At 53.0% G+C, this 16,868-nt stretch carries 19 protein-coding genes and 1 pseudogene; 13 read left to right on the top strand and 7 right to left on the bottom strand.

The features are described 5' to 3' along the window. Positions 1-24 precede the first annotated feature (24 nt). Entirely contained in the window at positions 25-1,332 is a 1,308-nt protein-coding gene (locus tag KW808_RS07995) for a lipase family protein (RefSeq protein WP_003859982.1), read from the top strand. A gap of 167 nt (positions 1,333-1,499) precedes the next feature. Here KW808_RS07995 and KW808_RS07990 read toward each other — a convergent pair whose 3' ends face one another. Further along, on the bottom strand, positions 1,500-1,658 hold the full coding sequence (locus KW808_RS07990; RefSeq protein ID WP_499653007.1) for a hypothetical protein: 159 nt from the start codon (positions 1,656-1,658) through the stop codon (positions 1,500-1,502). Positions 1,659-1,693: 35 nt separating this feature from the next. Between KW808_RS07990 and KW808_RS07985 the strand changes: the two genes are divergently transcribed. The 4 genes and pseudogenes from KW808_RS07985 to KW808_RS07970 all read left to right on the top strand — a co-directional run bounded on the left by KW808_RS07985 (position 1,694) and on the right by KW808_RS07970 (position 4,762). Continuing rightward, positions 1,694-2,050, top strand: a complete 357-nt coding sequence (locus KW808_RS07985) for a transposase (protein ID WP_003859980.1) — start codon at positions 1,694-1,696, stop codon at positions 2,048-2,050. Positions 2,051-2,536: 486 nt separating this feature from the next. Continuing rightward, on the top strand, positions 2,537-3,055 hold the full coding sequence (locus KW808_RS07980; RefSeq protein ID WP_003859978.1) for a hypothetical protein: 519 nt from the start codon (positions 2,537-2,539) through the stop codon (positions 3,053-3,055). A gap of 58 nt (positions 3,056-3,113) precedes the next feature. Next, the gene (locus tag KW808_RS07975; RefSeq protein WP_003859976.1) at positions 3,114-3,293 is read left to right on the top strand and encodes a hypothetical protein; all 180 of its coding nucleotides are present in this window, start codon (positions 3,114-3,116) and stop codon (positions 3,291-3,293) included. Positions 3,294-3,544: 251 nt separating this feature from the next. Then, a pseudogene (locus tag KW808_RS07970) lies at positions 3,545-4,762 on the top strand (IS3 family transposase). On the opposite strand, the gene KW808_RS07965 reads toward KW808_RS07970, so the two are convergent. Genes KW808_RS07965 through KW808_RS07955 form a run of 3 tightly spaced genes read right to left on the bottom strand, consistent with a single transcriptional unit; the run spans position 4,759 to position 5,980 of the window. Beyond that, entirely contained in the window at positions 4,759-4,986 is a 228-nt protein-coding gene (locus tag KW808_RS07965; RefSeq protein ID WP_499653003.1) for a hypothetical protein, read from the bottom strand. The pseudogene KW808_RS07970 and the gene KW808_RS07965 overlap by 4 nt on opposite strands. After that, positions 4,953-5,168: a hypothetical protein gene (locus tag KW808_RS07960; protein ID WP_499651905.1), complete on the bottom strand. Its 216-nt coding sequence runs from the start codon at positions 5,166-5,168 to the stop codon at positions 4,953-4,955. Before KW808_RS07960 ends, KW808_RS07965 begins: the two co-directional genes overlap by 34 nt. Before the next feature lie 2 nt (positions 5,169-5,170). Next, on the bottom strand, positions 5,171-5,980 hold the full coding sequence (locus KW808_RS07955; protein ID WP_034983451.1) for a hypothetical protein: 810 nt from the start codon (positions 5,978-5,980) through the stop codon (positions 5,171-5,173). Between the two features lie 247 nt (positions 5,981-6,227). On the opposite strand from KW808_RS07955, the gene KW808_RS07950 reads away from it, so the two are divergent. The 3 genes from KW808_RS07950 to KW808_RS07940 are packed head-to-tail and all read left to right on the top strand — an operon-like array spanning position 6,228 to position 9,274. Then, positions 6,228-6,791, top strand: coding sequence for an FxsA family protein (locus KW808_RS07950; protein ID WP_003856190.1), 564 nt, complete (start codon positions 6,228-6,230; stop codon positions 6,789-6,791). Further along, positions 6,792-8,429, top strand: a complete 1,638-nt coding sequence (lnt, locus tag KW808_RS07945; protein WP_003863734.1) for an apolipoprotein N-acyltransferase — start codon at positions 6,792-6,794, stop codon at positions 8,427-8,429. A 32-nt stretch (positions 8,430-8,461) separates the two neighbouring features. Beyond that, on the top strand, positions 8,462-9,274 hold the full coding sequence (locus tag KW808_RS07940; protein ID WP_003856192.1) for a polyprenol monophosphomannose synthase: 813 nt from the start codon (positions 8,462-8,464) through the stop codon (positions 9,272-9,274). 236 nt (positions 9,275-9,510) lie between these two features. On the opposite strand, the gene KW808_RS07935 is transcribed toward KW808_RS07940, so the two are convergent. Then, positions 9,511-9,909: an RNA polymerase-binding protein RbpA gene (locus KW808_RS07935; RefSeq protein WP_003863735.1), complete on the bottom strand. Its 399-nt coding sequence runs from the start codon at positions 9,907-9,909 to the stop codon at positions 9,511-9,513. A gap of 193 nt (positions 9,910-10,102) precedes the next feature. On the opposite strand from KW808_RS07935, the gene KW808_RS07930 reads away from it, so the two are divergent. From KW808_RS07930 to KW808_RS07910, 5 genes are all read left to right on the top strand, one after another. Next, positions 10,103-10,450: a hypothetical protein gene (locus tag KW808_RS07930; RefSeq protein ID WP_162176051.1), complete on the top strand. Its 348-nt coding sequence runs from the start codon at positions 10,103-10,105 to the stop codon at positions 10,448-10,450. Next, positions 10,450-11,202, top strand: a complete 753-nt coding sequence (locus tag KW808_RS07925; RefSeq protein ID WP_003863737.1) for a YceI family protein — start codon at positions 10,450-10,452, stop codon at positions 11,200-11,202. The genes KW808_RS07930 and KW808_RS07925 overlap by 1 nt, the downstream gene beginning before the upstream one ends. A gap of 3 nt (positions 11,203-11,205) precedes the next feature. After that, positions 11,206-11,397: a hypothetical protein gene (locus KW808_RS07920; protein WP_003856198.1), complete on the top strand. Its 192-nt coding sequence runs from the start codon at positions 11,206-11,208 to the stop codon at positions 11,395-11,397. Between the two features lie 203 nt (positions 11,398-11,600). Further along, complete coding sequence (locus KW808_RS07915; RefSeq protein ID WP_003863738.1) at positions 11,601-12,260, top strand: LGFP repeat-containing protein; 660 nt, start codon at positions 11,601-11,603, stop codon at positions 12,258-12,260. A gap of 259 nt (positions 12,261-12,519) precedes the next feature. Continuing rightward, a complete protein-coding gene (locus KW808_RS07910) occupies positions 12,520-14,253 on the top strand; it encodes a DUF262 domain-containing protein (protein ID WP_003863739.1) in 1,734 nt (577 codons plus the stop codon). 61 nt (positions 14,254-14,314) lie between these two features. Here the strand turns inward: KW808_RS07910 and KW808_RS07905 are convergent, their stop codons facing one another. Then, positions 14,315-15,703 carry a SulP family inorganic anion transporter gene (locus KW808_RS07905; protein WP_003863740.1) on the bottom strand — a complete coding sequence of 463 codons (1,389 nt, stop codon included), beginning with the start codon at positions 15,701-15,703 and terminating at the stop codon, positions 14,315-14,317. 346 nt (positions 15,704-16,049) lie between these two features. Next, positions 16,050-16,715, bottom strand: coding sequence for a DNA alkylation repair protein (locus KW808_RS07900; protein ID WP_034983738.1), 666 nt, complete (start codon positions 16,713-16,715; stop codon positions 16,050-16,052). Positions 16,716-16,868: the final 153 nt, after the last annotated feature.

Here is a 16,868-nt window from a genome sequence, read left to right as displayed (position 1 = left end):
CCCGCGCACACTAATGTGGCCGATATGGGCTACACCAACCTCAACGACACACGGGTCTTGCGCGCCGGGTCATGTGATGCCTGGTGGCGCACGATGTCTCCGCTAGTGCAGCAGGGAAGTGAGGCAGTCTTTCGGCGCATCATGGGTCTCTCGCGGCGTCCTGATCGGAAACCCGGCTTTGACGATGTCCCACATTTCGGCGCAGCTGTTCGAGTTCCCGGTCTAAAACACGGCACGTTGGTCAATGCTGCACCCTTGAAAGTTTTGGGCGCACGCGGCGAGCCCAACCCCGCGAGTTCGTACCGTTTTGAATACATCACCGGCGATTCCGCAGGTCGAGCCATCACTGCGACCGGCGCTGTCCTGTTTTCCGCACGCCCCTGGACAATCGGCCCGCGCCCCGCGATCGCCATGGCTCCATCCACCCAAGGCGTCGCCCAGCACTGCGATCCCTCCCACACCTGCGCCATCGGACTCAACGCATTCTATGACAAACCCTTCGATGCAATCATTGCTTACGAACTCCCCGTCATCCTCTGGTTTCTATCTCACGGACTTGACGTTGTGTTCATCGATTATCCCCGCGACCCCACAACCGGCGTCCAATACTATTGCGATTCCATTGCCGCAGCTAAATCGCTTCTCGACGCCGTCCTCGCCTCAAGGCAACTCGGCCTTTCACCGGAGGCACCGCTTGGCCTGTGGGGATTCTCCCAAGGAGGCGGCGCCACTGGCTGGGCTGCACAATTGCAGGATTACGCACCTGATGTCCGCCCAAAGGCAGCGGTCGTGGGCGCTCCACCAGTGGATCTCTTCCGCGTCTTGGACACTGTCGACGGCGGATTGCTCACCGGAGTGATTGCCTACGCCATCGCGGGACTTGCAGTGAACTCTTCAGAGATGTTTGAGGAAATCATGTCGGTGTTAAATGAACGCGGAGTCAGTGATGTGCTGAAAAATATCACCAGCTGCGCGGGTGGTTCCTTGTTGGCCAGTGGCTACTCGTCTTCCCGCGGGTGGACACATCAGGGCACGCCGCTGGCAGACATTCTGGACGATCTGCCACTTGTTGTCGCTGAGTTTGGGAAGCAAAAGCTGGGTCGTGTGGCGCCAGAAATCCCAGTGCTGTTGTGGGGTTCTAAAAATGATGATGTCATTCCCATTGATCCCATTAGGGAATTGCGTGATAGGTGGGCGGACAAGGGTACGCCATTGACCTGGCATGAATCCCAAGCGCCGCGTGTGCCAGGACGCACAGGTCTCAACCATTTCGGGCCCTATTTTAGAAACCTGGAAAAGTACTCGGGATGGCTCATAGATCATCTTGTCTGAGTGCCGTTTTAAAGGCTCGGATTCTCTCGATGTCCACTGGTGTGGGGTGCGCGCTTTTAAGCCTGGAGAAGCGATTCTAGAGGGGTTCGGATTTTGGGTCCGGGAGCTAAGTTTCGGCGCTAGGTGATTTCCAGACCAAGAACCTCAAAACTGCAGCTCCGTTTGGCCTAATAATGCACGAACTCGCTACCAACCCTCTCCTGTACAGACCCATCATCACGCGCACCATTAAGACGCACCACACCAGCAACTTCCTGAACCACCGGCTGTCCCACATACCGCTGCGGGAACTGCCGGTAATGGGCATCCAACGCCTGCACACGCAACCTATGAGCCGCCCTCCTGAGGTTACCCTTGAAAAGTGGACGCTGACGCTGGATACGGCGACAATGGAGCGTTTCGTACTGCGTTGACCACCCGCAGGCTGGATTATGTTGTGCAGGTCAAAGGATTAACCAGCGTGCACCCTGGCGACGTGGTCTTTGACACGCCCGAGTATTCAGGGTTCGGCCGGCCAAAGAAACCTGGGTACCGGACCCCGCCCATCCAGGCCCAGGAACTGGCCCAATCACTACCGGTCACACAGTACCGCCCCGTGTCGTGGCGACAGGGCAGCAAAAATACGTTGACCAGTAGGTGTGCTGCGGTGCGGGTGCGCCCAGCCAACCGGAATCTCCCAAAGAATCCGGACGGGACCCTGCCTGAGGTGTGGTTGTGAATATTCGCATCTATGAGAGCCACCTGTTCATGCCCTCTCACCCACCCAGGCCGGTTTAATCTGACATTACGACTACCCGAACCGTCTCACAAGAGCTAACGAAGCACTACTAGTGCTTCACCTGTTGACGCTGGCGCGAAGCTTGCTCAAGTCCGCTGGAGTGGTGCATCTGTGCTTTCGATAAAACAAGCAACGCAATGACCTCAAGGACCATCACGAACTAAAAACTCGCCACGGTTCGCGCGACATACAGAAACGGGCCCGACCCCCACTCGTGCGTCATCCCATCACAACGACATTCCCACCAACTCAGCGTCAACCTCGTTGCCACCCATCCCACGCGTTAACCTTCTGTTAATAAAGCTGCAATTTTTCCGTTATGCGCCCCTTTCGGTCTTTATATATATGTTATCTCCATGGGTTGAAAAGGGTTAATACTTTTAATAGGGTTCGAGATGCCCCCGGAAAGTACCGAAAGGTTTATTTATGTCCCTTACGTTTTCACAGAAGAAAACCCTGCGAATCGTCATGGTTTGCGCTCTAGCACTTCCTGTAGCACTAGGAACAAACACCGTAGCCCAAGCACAGGCAGTCCCCACCGCAGTACAAGCTGATAACCCCACCGCGGTGACCTTAACGCCCCAGGACCGGGTTGATATTGATGCGAACCTTACAGCTCAGGGGCTTGCCCCACTTCCACAAGAGGCAGTAGCGTTGGATGTCACCGAAGAAAAGATCATTATTCTAGACGCTGCGGGAAATCGTATCGATTATGACCACGTCGCCCTCCCAACCCTGCAACCGATGAATGCAGTTACAGATGAAATTAAACGGGTGGTGGGCGCCTGTTTGGGAATCGATTTCTTTGCCGCAACCACAGCATGGGAGGCGATTGAGAGCCAGGTAAATTCGTGGGACAAGGCCGCTAAGTTCGTGCTGCGTCGCGTCGGAGCTATTGCCTTGCTGAGCTGCGGCGGCGGGATCTTTGCCGAATATGTGCTCTAACTTCGCACACCCACCCCACCTGTTTAGTTTTCCTACCACGACATAAGGAGTGGACGTAATGTTTAAGAAATTTAGCGGCGGCATGTCACTGGGAGTCTTAGCGCTTGCATTCATCGCCATCATCGTGCTGCAGATCTTTACCGCTGACATGGGAGCCATCCCGACTATGTTCAGTTACGCGGCCACAGCCCTGCTGGTGATCGGATTGATCCGCATCATTGAGCCCAACCCTAAGTAATCTTATTACGCAATTGGGATTGCTTGATATTCTAGTGCAATCAGGTCAGCGGTTATACCCAGCACGGCAGCAACGTAACCCTGACTGCCGTGGCGCCGCCAGGCGTCACACCTCACTCAACATCAACATGCTCGGGAGAAATTCTCCCCCGCGCTGCAACAGACCTAGTTTAGCAACCTACCTATATTATTCGGCCTCGCCCCTGGATAGTGGACCCAATCTAGTCGGGCGACACGCCCCGATAGGCAAGGATGTTCAACATGAATACACGAAGAAAATTCACACCCGAGTACCGTCAAGAAGCCGCACGCCTGGTCCTTGACACAGACCGCACCATCTCAGCTGTGGCAGAAGAACTCGGCGTTTCAGCCGGCCTGCTGGGTCGATGGGTCAAAGCAGAACGCGAACGCACAGGCGAAGGTGTCGATCCTTCAGGAGAGATCAGCGCGAATGAACGCCCAAGAACTTCTCCGACTCCGCAAAGAAGTCGCTGAACTCAAACTCGGTAACGAGTTGCTTTAAGAAAAGCAGCAGCCTTGCTTGCATCGAAGCGACAAAAATAGAGTGCTACCAGCTCATGGAGGTTTCAGAAGGCAAATTACAGCATTGTACGCATGGCCCGAGTGCTCAAAGTATCACGATCAGGGTTTTATAAATGGTCCAATAAAAACAAACAACCCCAACCCAGGCAAGATTTCCAGAGCTTCCTGGATGAACGTGTTCTGCAGTACTGGACCTAAGTCCCATAAAACCTATGGGGCGCCACGTATCACCGCTGACTTGCACGATGAAGGAATTGATGTGGATCGGAAAACAGTAGCGAAATCAATGCGCCGGCAAGGTATTGAAGGGATCTCACCGCGTTCCTGGGTGCCGGTCACAACGATTCCTGGAACGTTGTCACATAACATCCCTGACTGGGTGAAACGTGATTTTGATACCGGTGCACTTAACCGGGTATGGATTTCCGATATCACGTATCTGAAAACGGATCAGGGCTGGCTGTACCTCTGTGTCGTGCGTGATGGTTGCTCACGGCGTGTGCTGGGATGGGCTATGGATGATACTCAAACGACACGGCTTGTTGAGTGTGCGTTGCGGATGGCTCATACGTTGCGGCATGGTGTGCCAGGTGTAAGTTTTTCACGCTGATCGGGGCACGCAGTTCACATCGGATCAGTTGTATCGGGTGTGTCAGGAATTAGGGATCGCTCAGTCGATGGGCCGGACTGGGGTGTGTTTTGATAATTCGATGGCTTAAGTCTTTTTGGTCAACGTTAAAGAATGAGTTTTATGATCGCCGTCGGTGGGTGACTTGTGATGAGGTGTGTGGTGAGGTCGCTCGATGGATTGAGGTGTTTTATAACCGTCAGCGTAGGCATTCCGCGCTCGGGTTTATCCCTCCTGTTCAGTTTGAGCAGGATCATGCTTGTCCTGTTCGATCTGTAGGAAACCAACAAGTAGCTTAATTATGTGTCCACCACTTGCGGGCAACCCCTCTAACGCTCAGTTGTGGGTACGCGGTGATCGCATCAACAATGAACTGGCGTTCGTGTTCTGCCAACGCTTGACGCACCGACGACACTGCTGGCTCCTTCCCCTGCCAAGGCTCTGGTGTGGGTTCCACACCAGGTGCTGCTAGTTCCACACCAGGTGCTGCTAGTTCCACACCAGGTGCTGTTGGTGCTGGCACGGCCTGCAGGACAGGTTTCGGTGCAGGACAGGGACGCGCTTGTTGCGGTAATACGCCGTTGATTTCGACAGCTTGATCAGCCGTAATGCCTTGTTATGGCTCAGCCTGGCACAGGTGGTGAGATCTGTGATCAAGGTGTTTTCTTCCTTGAGTCCTTGATCAAAGGCGCGTTGCTCATCCACGTTTAGGTGGCGTCCTCCTCGTCTAAGCCCTCGCCAGGATTGGGCCTGGTCCCAATAGCTTTTCCCAAGATATCGATCACCATTTGATTCTGATGGTCTTTTTGCTTGTAGTGCGCGAGTTCTTTCTTCAGCGCTGCGATTTCTTTGAGGTACTCGTTTTCCATGATCGTGGCTCTTTCTAGTTGTTGGGCAATCATGTGGCGTAGTCGAACGATTTCGACCACGGTTCGGGTGGTCATCAACCCGATCTTGCGGGGTGAGATATCAGCGTCTAAGTCCCCGTCGGTCATAGCGGCGCACCAGGCCATGATGGTGTGCTTACGGAGTTGGTAAAACGTGAGGAATTGCTGGCCCTGACCGTGTGGTTGAGCTAAGTATCCTATGACCAGGTCACGTTTGTCATCAGCCGTTAGTGTGGTGACATCGTCGACTGGGGTGGTGCGTTCGATCCCGAAGCGGTGGGCATCATCAAAAGCATGGGGAAGCCGGCTGAAGGTGCTTATTGCTGCTAGCCAGGTTCGAACGGTGCAGTGGCCGATGTTGTTGGCTGTGAGGAAGGGCTGGCGGTAGCCGTGCGGCAGGGTGGTGTAGATCCGCATGAACTCGAGTCGTGTTTGTGGCTCGTAGTAGCGTCGCCCGTTGGCGGAGATTCGATCTGGTGGGAAGATCGGCCACTCGATGCTGTGTGGGTCCGGCGCCGGTGGTAGCTGGGGTGCTGTGGGGGCAGGGGCCGGGGGCTGTGGGATCTGGGGTAAGGCTTCGGGACTGATCAGATCCAGGTAGTCCTGAAGGACTGAGAAGGGGATGGACATGATGAACTCCTTGCTAAGGATGGTGGTTCACCACTGACCTGACACTGAGAGAACTGACCCCAGAAACGTGCGTTTCAGACCAAGCAGCTCTCATCGAGTATTGCGTTTGGTCTCAAATGCACGTTTGAGGAAACTAGACCACCCACATTGCACATCTGCAGCTGCCAGGAAGTCTCCACCCAACAGTTTTCTAGGTCACAGGGATCCATTAGCCATTTGGTCCTTGTCGAAAGGTATGGTGGGGCATGTGCCTGCAGCAATAGCAATCCCATATTTCATTATTGAGATCCTCGCCTTCATTGGTGTCGTCATGTGGCTCGGTTTCGGCTGGGCTTTGGGTCTCCTCGTATTGTTCTTCGTCGGTGGACTTCTTCTAGCCGGCGTGGAGCTTCGTCGCATTAGTAAGAGTGCCGCCATTCATCAGGCTTCGGGCCAGGGAAGTGCGGGAGCGATCGCCGGAAACATCGGACTGACCGCAGCTGGTGCCATTTTGGTGGCCATGCCGGGGTTTGTGTCTTCGATTATCGGTTTGTTGTTCATTTTTGCACCAACCAGGGCGCTGTTCCGCAAGGTTTTGGCCAAGCGCATGCGCAGTGCCATCGAGAACCTAGGTGTGCGTGGTTTTGAAGCCGTTAATGGTTACCGCACCCAGGCATCCTACGGAAACTTCGGAGCGGCATTCAATGGTGGTGCGCAACAACCATCAAATGAGCCGATCGTGATTGATGAAGACGAGATCCAAGCCTGGACTTCTGATCTCAAGCCTGAAGATTTCACCAAAGGTAAAGATGAATCCGACGGTGAGAAATAAATGACACTGTTTGTTCGGCTCGCCCTTGCTGCTGTGAGCGGGCTTTTTGTCTTTGCTTCCAATGAACCGATCGGCTGGTTTGTCGCGGGAATTGTTGGCACTGCATTATTTTTTATCTCCCTTGCGCCGTGGGATCTGGGAGTTCCCCAAAAGCGGCGGAAGAAGAATGAGCCAGTCCCATTTTTGCAACAGATGTCCACGAGCCCAACTGTTGTGCAGGGCATGCTTTTAGGTTTTGTCCATGGCCTGGTGACATATTTGCTGCTGTTGCCGTGGATCGGTGAGTTTGTTGGCTCACTGCCTTATGTCGCGTTGTCAGTTGTGGAGGCGCTTTATTCCATTGCTCTTGGTGCTTTCGGCGTGCTCATTGCGCGTTGGAGGGACTGGAAGGTTCTCCTGTTTCCGGCGATGTATGTGGCTGTGGAGTATCTAAGAAGCTCGTGGCCATTTGATGGATTCGCGTGGGTTCGCCTGGCATGGGGTCAAATTAACGGTCCGTTGGCTAATCTCGCAGCGCTTGGTGGGGTAGCGTTTGTCACTTTTTCCACGGTGCTGGCTGCCGTGGGTGTGGCCATGGTGATTATTTCTAAGAAGCGGCTGGCCGGCGCAATCATCACCGCGAGTGTGATTGCTATCGGCGCGGTGTCATCCCTGTACGTTGACCGCAATGGCACGAGCGATGAAAGCATCGAAGTAGCCGCAATTCAGGGCAATGTGCCTCGGATGGGATTGGACTTCAATGCGCAGCGCCGCGCGGTGCTGGCGAATCACGCACGGGAAACCCTCAAGCTGGATGAACAAGTGGATTTGGTGATCTGGCCGGAGAATTCCTCAGACGTCAACCCATTTTCCGATGCACAAGCAAGAGCCATTATCGATGGAGCAGTGGAACATGTTCAGGCACCTATTTTGGTGGGCACGATCACCGTCGATGAGGTTGGTCCACGCAATACCATGCAGGTATTTGATCCTGTTGAAGGTGCCGCGGAGTACCACAATAAGAAGTTCTTGCAGCCGTTTGGTGAATACATGCCGTTTCGCGAATTCCTGAGAATTTTCTCGCCCTACGTTGATTCCGCTGGAAACTTCCAGCCCGGTGATGGCACCGGCGTAGTGGAGATGAATGCTGCGAACTTAGGCCGCGCTGTGACAGTGGGCGTGATGACGTGTTACGAGGTCATCTTCGACCGGGCTGGCCGCGACGCCATCGCCAATGGGGCTGAATTTTTGACCACGCCCACCAACAACGCCACCTTCGGATTCACGGACATGACGTATCAGCAATTAGCAATGAGCAGGATGCGTGCCATCGAATTTGATAGGGCGGTGGTTGTTGCAGCTACATCGGGTGTTTCGGCTATCGTCAACCCTGATGGAAGCATTTCCCAAAACACCCGAATTTTTGAGGCCGCCACCTTGACGGAGTCCATTCCACTCAAGGACACTGTCACCATCGCAGCGCGGGTTGGTTTCTATGTTGAATTACTGTTGGTTATCATTGGTGTATTAGCTGGACTATTCGCCATTCGAATGAATAGCCGTTCAAAGTCTGCGAAAGGTTCCGCTCGGCCCGCACAAGTTCGGGTTAAGAAGGTGCCTGCGAAAAAGGCAGCAGCTAATCGTCGAAAAGCAAAATAAAAACGTCCCGAAGGGACGAGGAGGACAACACCATGAGCAGTGAGGCAGTAGATGCTACGACGCTGGTGATTATTCCAACGTACAACGAGCTGGAAAACCTTCCACTCATCGTGGATCGCGTGCGCACCGCAACCCCTGACGTTCACGTACTCATCGTGGACGACAACAGCCCAGACGGCACCGGCGAGCGCGCAGACAAGCTTGCTGCTGACGACGACCACATTTTTGTCCTCCACCGCGAAGGCAAAGGCGGCCTGTGCGCAGCGTACATGGCTGGCTTCCAGTGGGGCCTGGAGCGCGACTACCAGGTCCTGTGCGAAATGGACGCCGACGGCTCCCACGCACCAGAACAGCTGCACCTGCTGCTCGCTGAGATCACCAATGGCGCTGACCTGGTCATCGGCTCGCGCTACGTGCCAGGCGGCCGCGTAGTCAACTGGCCCAAGAACCGTTGGCTCTTGTCCAAGGGCGGCAACGTCTACATCAGCGTCGCGCTCGGCGCCGGCTTGACCGATATGACCGCAGGGTACCGCGCTTTTCGACGTGAAGTGCTAGAAGCACTGCCGCTTGATGAGCTCTCCAACGCTGGGTACATTTTCCAAGTTGAGATTGCCTACCGTGCAGTTGAGGCCGGATTCGATGTTCGTGAAGTTCCCATCACTTTCACCGAGCGTGAGATCGGCGAATCCAAGCTGGACGGCAGCTTTGTCAAGGATTCCCTGCTCGAGGTAACCAAGTGGGGCCTCAAGCACCGCGGTGGCCAGGCCAAGGAACTGTCCAAGGAAATGGTCGGCCTGCTGAACTATGAGTGGAAGCACTTCAAAAAGCGCAACACCTGGCTCTAAACTGCTTGCCGGTTAGTGAAACCAAACCACGCTGCCCACGGAACCGATTATTGAGGTCCGTGGGCAGTGTGGTTTGGTCGGGCTTAGATTTTGGCTCCATACCTCAAAAGTCATACCTCCGCAGAGGCGCTTCTAAGAGGTTTTCGAGGCCTTAGACGAGCAATAAATGCCTCACGTGCAAATAGAAAAACTCGGTGTGAAAATCACACCGAGTTTTTCTATCTTAGGCAGGAAGATTAAACCTCTTCAGCTGCCTTTTCTGCTTCTTCAGCCTCTTGCTGAGCCTTCAGCAGTTTCGCTGCATTGCGACGACGCTTACGAAGTGCCTCGATGCGCTCTTCCAGCAGCACATCCAGCTCTTCAATCGAGCGACGCTCACGCAACATATCCCAGTGAGTACGTGGAGGCTTGACCGGCTTGGACTCGACTCCCTCACCTTCCATGAGGATGCCTAGCTTACCGTTCTTGCACATCCACTCCTCGGGGATTTCCGCATCATCAGCGAAGGGAACCTCATAGATTTCCCCGTCTGCGGTCTTGTACTTCACGAGCTGGCGAGGAGCCAGATCGTGGTCCCTATCCGTCTCATAGCTCACGGCGCCCATGCGGCTGCCACGAAGAACGCGATCTGCCATCTAGGTATCAGTCCTTTGCCCACTAGAATGCGGCCTCCAAGTTGCCGCAAAAGAATTCGTCTCACACAGTTTACCTGCTAGTGTGCAAATAAAACGACACGCTGCCAGTCACAACAGCTGCCCTTGAAATGTGATCAGACCTATAAGTATAGCCAAAACCCCCGAATCGTTGTATGGGAGGCAATCGACTAAGGTGTTAAAGGTGCAGAAATTAAGACCAAACCAGCAGACTACAAAGTGCTCCTGGTGCGGTAAAGACGTCGCCTCAACAGGCAGGGGACGTCCAAGGAAATACTGCAGCCAAGCTTGTAGGCAACGAGCCTACGAACAACGCAACAATGTCTCTGGCACAAGTATTCCCGCAGAAGCAGTGATTATGTCCCCAGATCGGGCAAGCGAACTCAAAGATTCGCTCTTTGAGCTCCGGTGCGCCGCCGAAGATATCGCAACCGCTGTTAATGAAGGGGAAGTGGCTCGCGATATCGCGAAGCTGTGCCAGGAGATGGTGGAATTAGCTCGGAATATTGAGAAGTTGAGGTAATGAGCAACATGCAGGGAAACGATTCCAAGAAATCTAGCGGCGCGAGTCGTGCGGAGAGCCCACTGATCAAGTTCCGGACATTGATTATCGTCATCTTTGTCATCTTGATCGTTGGTTTGGCATCTATTGCAGTGGGACCTGTCGTGTACCAGCTCATCATGGGACCTGGTGTGAAAACCGAAGGAATCCAGGCTGATGGCGCGGCACCTGCGTCCACCGACATGAACGGCACCTGGGATGTTGCCCCAGGAAGTATTCCAAACACCACCTCAGCTGGATTCACCTTCGCTGAGATCCTGCCAGGCGAAGAAAAGATCACCTCCGGCTCAACCACTGGTGTCACTGGCGAAGTGGTCATCGAGGATAACTCCCTGATCTCTGGTCTGATTACCGTCAACATGACTCACATCACCACCGATCAGGAAAAGCGCGACATCAACGTGCGCACTAAGCTCTTCCACACCGATCAGTACCCAGAAGCAACCTTTGAGGTTACCGATTCCGTTGATCTTTCTGCGCTCCCAGACACCGGATCCATTGCTCAGGTTGTCATCCCAGGCGAGTTGACCATCCACGGTGAAACCAAGGCTGTGGAGCCTACCTTCGATGTGCTTCGTACTGGTGACCAAGTTATCGTGGCTTCCGATATCGAAATCAACCGCCTCGACTTCGGTGTAGAAACCCCAGAGTTCATCGCCGCAAAGATCAATGAGACCGGCGAGATCAACGTCCGAATCGTATTGGAGAAATAAACCATGATGGCATCACGGATGATCCCAGCTCTGTGGTTCAGACTCATCGTGCTCATCGGATTCACCGGCTTTGTACTGTGGGAATCCATGTGGATCTTCGTCCTCATTGGGCTCTTGCTCATTGCAGTGAGTGGTTGGCAACTGTGGACCGCGTATAAAACTCGCGATGAAGTAGAAAAACAACGCAACACTTAAGACACCTGTGAGTTTCAAACTCCCCATTATCGCCTTAGTCAGGCGGTATTGGGGAGTTTTTGTTTATACAGGTGGCGCGATTCTTATATTTCATTAGGGTAACAGATCTGTTTCTATGTATTAAAGATCACACCGAGTGGTGGAATTTCCTCAAGTGATTTACCCACAATGGACTTTGTTGATACCCAATTCGAGAAAGGCCAATGCACGTGAGCACTCTTCCAAACAAGAAACTGCGTACTCGCATTTTCGCAGGTACCGCTGCCGTCGCACTGTCACTTGGTGTTGCGTCTTGCTCAAACGCAGAAGATGCTGTGGATAGCGCAACAGATGCTGCCAACTCTGCAACCTCCGCCGCGAGCTCAGCTGCTTCATCCGCGACCGCAGCTGCAGGATCTGCAATCAACGATGCCACTGGAACATCCGGCACTTCCAGCGCATCCACCACAGAGCCTTCCGGAACCTCTGGATCCGCCTCCGGGTCTGACTCGGCTGGAGGAGACACCACTGAAGTAGAAAGCGCCGATGGGGCCACCATCAGCATCCCAACTGCCGTCGTCACCGCTGCAAATGCTGCAGGATTCAGTACCCCTGAATCCGTAGAAGAAGGACCGAATGGTGAGTCATTGGTGACGTTCCCTGAAGGCTACGTTGTTAACTCAGCAGAAGGTGGTGCGCAGACACTCGTCGGTATGATCGGCGAAACCTGGATCGGCGAAGGCGGTCTATCCGCGGCAGTGGGACTTCCAACCGGACCTGAAGAGGCAACAACAAATGGTTGGACTCAGCAATTCACTGCAGGTGTGATCAGCTGGCTTGATGATGGATCAGGTCAGTTCGCAGCTTCTGTTGAACCTGCTTAAGGGAATCTCACCTGGGGCAGCCACTCCCGACTGGTTACGAAGAAAGTAAGTCAAGCTCCTAACTTACTGGGATCCTTGCAAAAGCGTCTCTGCCTTGCGGGAGTGGAGCCTCTCATGTCAGTTTGTTTTCGGTCTGAAGTTTCACACATGACTGTGCGTAGCAACGGATCTGACTAAATAAATGCATACGTCTATCAAGAACTTCTTGAAGCTGTGGTCGTGTAGAGTTTTGTCCCAGGCTTATTAATAAGGAGTAATTGTGGCGAAGCTCAATATTGATCAAAAGACCGTATTTGGTCTTTTTAGCGATAAACGTTCTGACTTCTTGATACCTGACTACCAGCGTCCCTACGCTTGGAGCCAAGACCAATGTGCAACTTTGTGGGATGACATTGTAAGTTTTGCCATCCCGGAAGACAATGAACACGGCTTTGACGAGGGTGAAGAGTATTTTCTTGGGCCTATCGTCACATTTCGCAATGCCTCTGGTCAGCTCGAAATCATCGATGGTCAGCAACGCCTCACAACCCTGCTTCTCTTGTTACGTGCTTTCTATGCTCGCTTCATCCACATGCAGGATGAAAGAAGCCAAACAACTCGTGAACGCATCGCACAGTGCATCTGGAAAACCGATGAATTTGGAAAACCTCGTCAAGATCAACTTAAGATCGACTCCGAAGTAGCTTCAGATAACGATAAGCATGAGTTTCTAGAGATTCTCAAAGTTGGTGAAGTTTCAAACGAGCATAATAGCCGTTACGCACAGGCGTTTAAATTCTTCAAGGATGAAATCGGGAACTTTATTGAAAAGTACCCGGACTATACAGCGCGTCTCGCCATTCGTATCCTTAATAACTTGATCCTGCTCCCGATTGAGGCAGAATCTCAGCAAACGGCACTTCGCATTTTTTCGACATTAAATGATCGGGGTCTGCCACTTGCAGATGCTGACATCTTCAAATCCCAGATGTACAAGTATTACTCAGATAAAGGCGAGAAAGATGATTTCATCACACGGTGGAAGCAGTTAGAAGAAACTAGCCAAGAGACTTTTACCAGTTCCCGCAATCCATTAGACGAACTTTTCACGCGCTATATGTACTTCGAGCGCGCAAAGCAGGGAATCCGAGATACCTCAACGATTGCATTGCGGGACTTTTATGAGGCAAATGGCTACGCATTACTAAAACAAGATGAGACTCTAGATAACCTTGAGTCCCTTCTAGATTTCTGGATCCGGGTAAATAATCAAGAAGGGTTCGATGAGCCGATCCTTCGTAAGCTGTATGTTCTTGGTCATGCACCGAATAATATGTGGACCTACTTGACGTCTGTGTACTACCTGCATAACAGAGACGCCGACGGAAACCTTGAACCAAAATCTTTCGAGAAATTCCTTCGAGTTATCACAGCCTTTATTTGGGCATATTCAATTATTCGCCCCGGTGTAAACGCGCTGCGCACACCCGTCTTCCCCGAAATGATTGGCATTACGAGAAATACGCCGGTGAACTTCGAAAATCATCGTTTCGAGGCAACTGCTGTCGATGCTCAATATCGAAATTACCAGTTCACCAATGGTCGCCAGATTTCTAAGTCCATGCTGGTTTGGTGGGCTTTCCAAGACGCTGACCAAAAACTATTGGATAGCGATCTAAAGCTTGAACTGGAACACATCTATGCAAAACGACGCGCTCAGTTTGAGGATGGCCTCATCCGAAAAGAAAACATTGAGTCTTTAGGAAATAAAGCGATCCTCGAGAAAAAGATCAATATTCGGGCCTCTGACTACCGCTTTGCTGATAAAAAGTCCCATTATTTAGGAAGGGAGGCGAAGTCAGAGCAGGCTCGAAAGGGGACCGCTAATGCGGAACTACGAAAGCTTGCAGCCTCAAAGGAAGATTTTGTCGAGAAAGACATCGTTGCACGCAATGAGCAAATTCTGCATATGTTCCTGAAAGAACTAAATGATTGTGGTCTCCTTGCAAACTAAGAACCAGTTCGCCTGCAACTAAGGATTGCGCAGGTGGAGGGGCGCGTCGATAAGCAAATTTTTAGCCCAGCTTGCCTGATAGGCGCTCAAGCCTATCGCGGCTGGGGCCGTCGAGCCCGATGATCTCCACGCTCTTGTCGCGCGCGGCGTATTTGTGGATGATGCTGTCCAGCGTGGCTACCGTGGAGGCGTCCCAGATTTCTGCGGCGGTGAGATCGATGATGATCTGCTCGGCCTCGTCGGAGTAGTCGAAGGAGTACACCATATCGTTCGAGGACGCCCAAAATAGCTGGCCCTTGACGGTATAGGTGCTGATGTTGTTGTCGGTGGTGCGCTCCACAGACACGAGGTGGGCCACGCGGCGAGCAAACATGACCATGGCGGTGAGCACTCCGAGGATGACACCGATTGCCAGGTTTCCGGTGGCGAGGGTGGCAATGATCGTGATAAACATGACGATCGTTTCACTCAGCGGCATGAATTTGAGGGTGCGCGGGTTCAGCGAATGCCAGTCCGCGGTGTCGATGGAGACGATAATCATGACTGCCACGAGTGCTGCCATGGGGATTTTGCCCACGACATCGCCCAGCAAAACCACCAGGAGCAGCAGGAAGCCGCCGGCCAAGAAGGTGGATAGGCGAGTGCGGGCTCCTGAGTTTTTCACGTTGATCATGGTCTGGCCGATCATCGCGCAGCCACCCATGCCGCCCAAAAACGCGGTGATAATGTTTGCGATGCCCTGACCTGCAGCTTCGCGGGATTTATTGGAGTGAACCTCCGTAATATCATCGACCAGCTTGGCGGTCAGCAGCGATTCCATCAACCCAACAAGCGACATTCCAAGCGCATACGGCCCAATAATTCTTAGAGTCTCAAGAGTAAGCGGAACGTTGGGAATGAGGAATTCTGGTAGGGAAGAGGGGAGTTCGCCCTGGTCAGAGACGTTTGGAATGTTGATTCCGAAAACCCACACGATCGCAGTCAAGGCCACGATAACAATCAGCGGAGCCGGAATCACCGAGGTCAGCTTCGGCCAAAACAGCATGATGCCAATACCCAGCGCGAACAGCGGATACACCATCCACGGAACATCGATCAGGTGCGGCAGCTGCGCAAAAAACACCAAGCACGCCAGCGCATTAACAAATCCGAGCATGACGGAACGCGGAATGAACCGCATCAGCTTGGCTACACCCAGCAACGACAACGCAATCTGAATAATGCCCGCCAAAATTACCGTGGCCAGGAAATATTCCACGCCATGATCCCGAACGACCGGTGCAATCACCAGCGCCACAGCGCCTGTCGCCGCGGAAATCATCGCAGGGCGTCCACCTGTAAGCGCAATGGTCATTGCCATGGTGCACGACGCAAAAAGGCCCATCTTAGGATCCACGCCAGCTAATACGGAAAACGCAATCGACTCCGGAATCAGCGCGAGCGCCACCACGAGGCCAGCTAAAACCTCGGTGCGAAACCTCCGCGGGCTACTAAACGCGAACCTAAACGAGGCAAGCACACCCGTCGGGCTCAGCGGCTCTTGTCGGGTGGCCGAAGTTGTCGAAGTTGTCGAAGACACGAAAGAATCTCACTTAATCTGGGTAGTCTAGAAAAATTTAGGCGCTTGTCGACGCGCCTAGCCACCAAGCGCGAAAGCTTTGCTGGCGCCTTTCAGGCGACTTGGAACAAGGCGGTCCTTAGGCGGGGGAAAACATAAGGGTAGCTGGTGTTTTGGTGGGTCACAAATTATCAGGTTTAATGTCAGAGTGACGAAATAAAGATAGGGAACAGGTCGGTTATTTTTGCCTGCGAACCATCTCTTCGATCCAAATCGGAGCAAAAGGCGAGGTGCAATTTGGAGGGGTCGGATAATCTTTGAGAACTTCCAGGCGCTTACCAATGGCAATGGCACGATCACGAAGCTCTGGACGATGGATGCCGATTTGCGCCAAACATTCATTCATTGACCACTGTACGCGAGGCTCGGCAGTTTTCATCTGAGCTTCAATGGTGTCAAGGATTGCGGAATCGTCCAATGCTTCCGGCTTTGTGATAACGGCATGAGTGTTGAGAGCCCAGCCGGCGGCCGCAACATTCTCGGCGGCATCCTCAAGCCAGAGCACACGGAGATCGTTCCAATGAGGATTCTTCTTGACCACATAATTGATCAACCAATCGAGAACCTTCGGTGTGCGAGCCTCAAGGATCATCGAGTCGAGTTCAGACTGATCAAATTCCTTGGGCCGGCAAATAAGCAACGCCACCAAACGTGCGGCCGTATCGTTGGTTGCCCAAAGCTCACGAGCCAGCGGCTGGTTCTTTTTCAGCTCTTTGGCAACGGCGCGAAGCTTGGTGAGGTTCACCGCGTGATCATCGCCGTGACGTTCATTGACGGCAAGGATCTTTGGATCCTCAAGTTCTTTAAGGGATGCAAGTGTTGATTCGGCGAGCGTTGAAGTCATGGGCTTAAACTTACCAGCGGCCTGCGACATGGCCAGATATGGATAATTGTCCGATAATGTACATTATGTCATTTTGGCGGGAAGGGGTTCTGCCCCATTATCGGCTTTCCTCTGCATGGAAAATTTCCACGCATCATTGCGCTCTGCACCTTG

The sequence above is a fragment of the [Brevibacterium] flavum genome, assembly GCF_019317305.1.
GTDB lineage: Bacteria > Actinomycetota > Actinomycetes > Mycobacteriales > Mycobacteriaceae > Corynebacterium > Corynebacterium glutamicum.
Note: the sequence above shows the minus strand (reverse complement) of the source record. Positions and strands in the feature narration are given on the sequence as shown.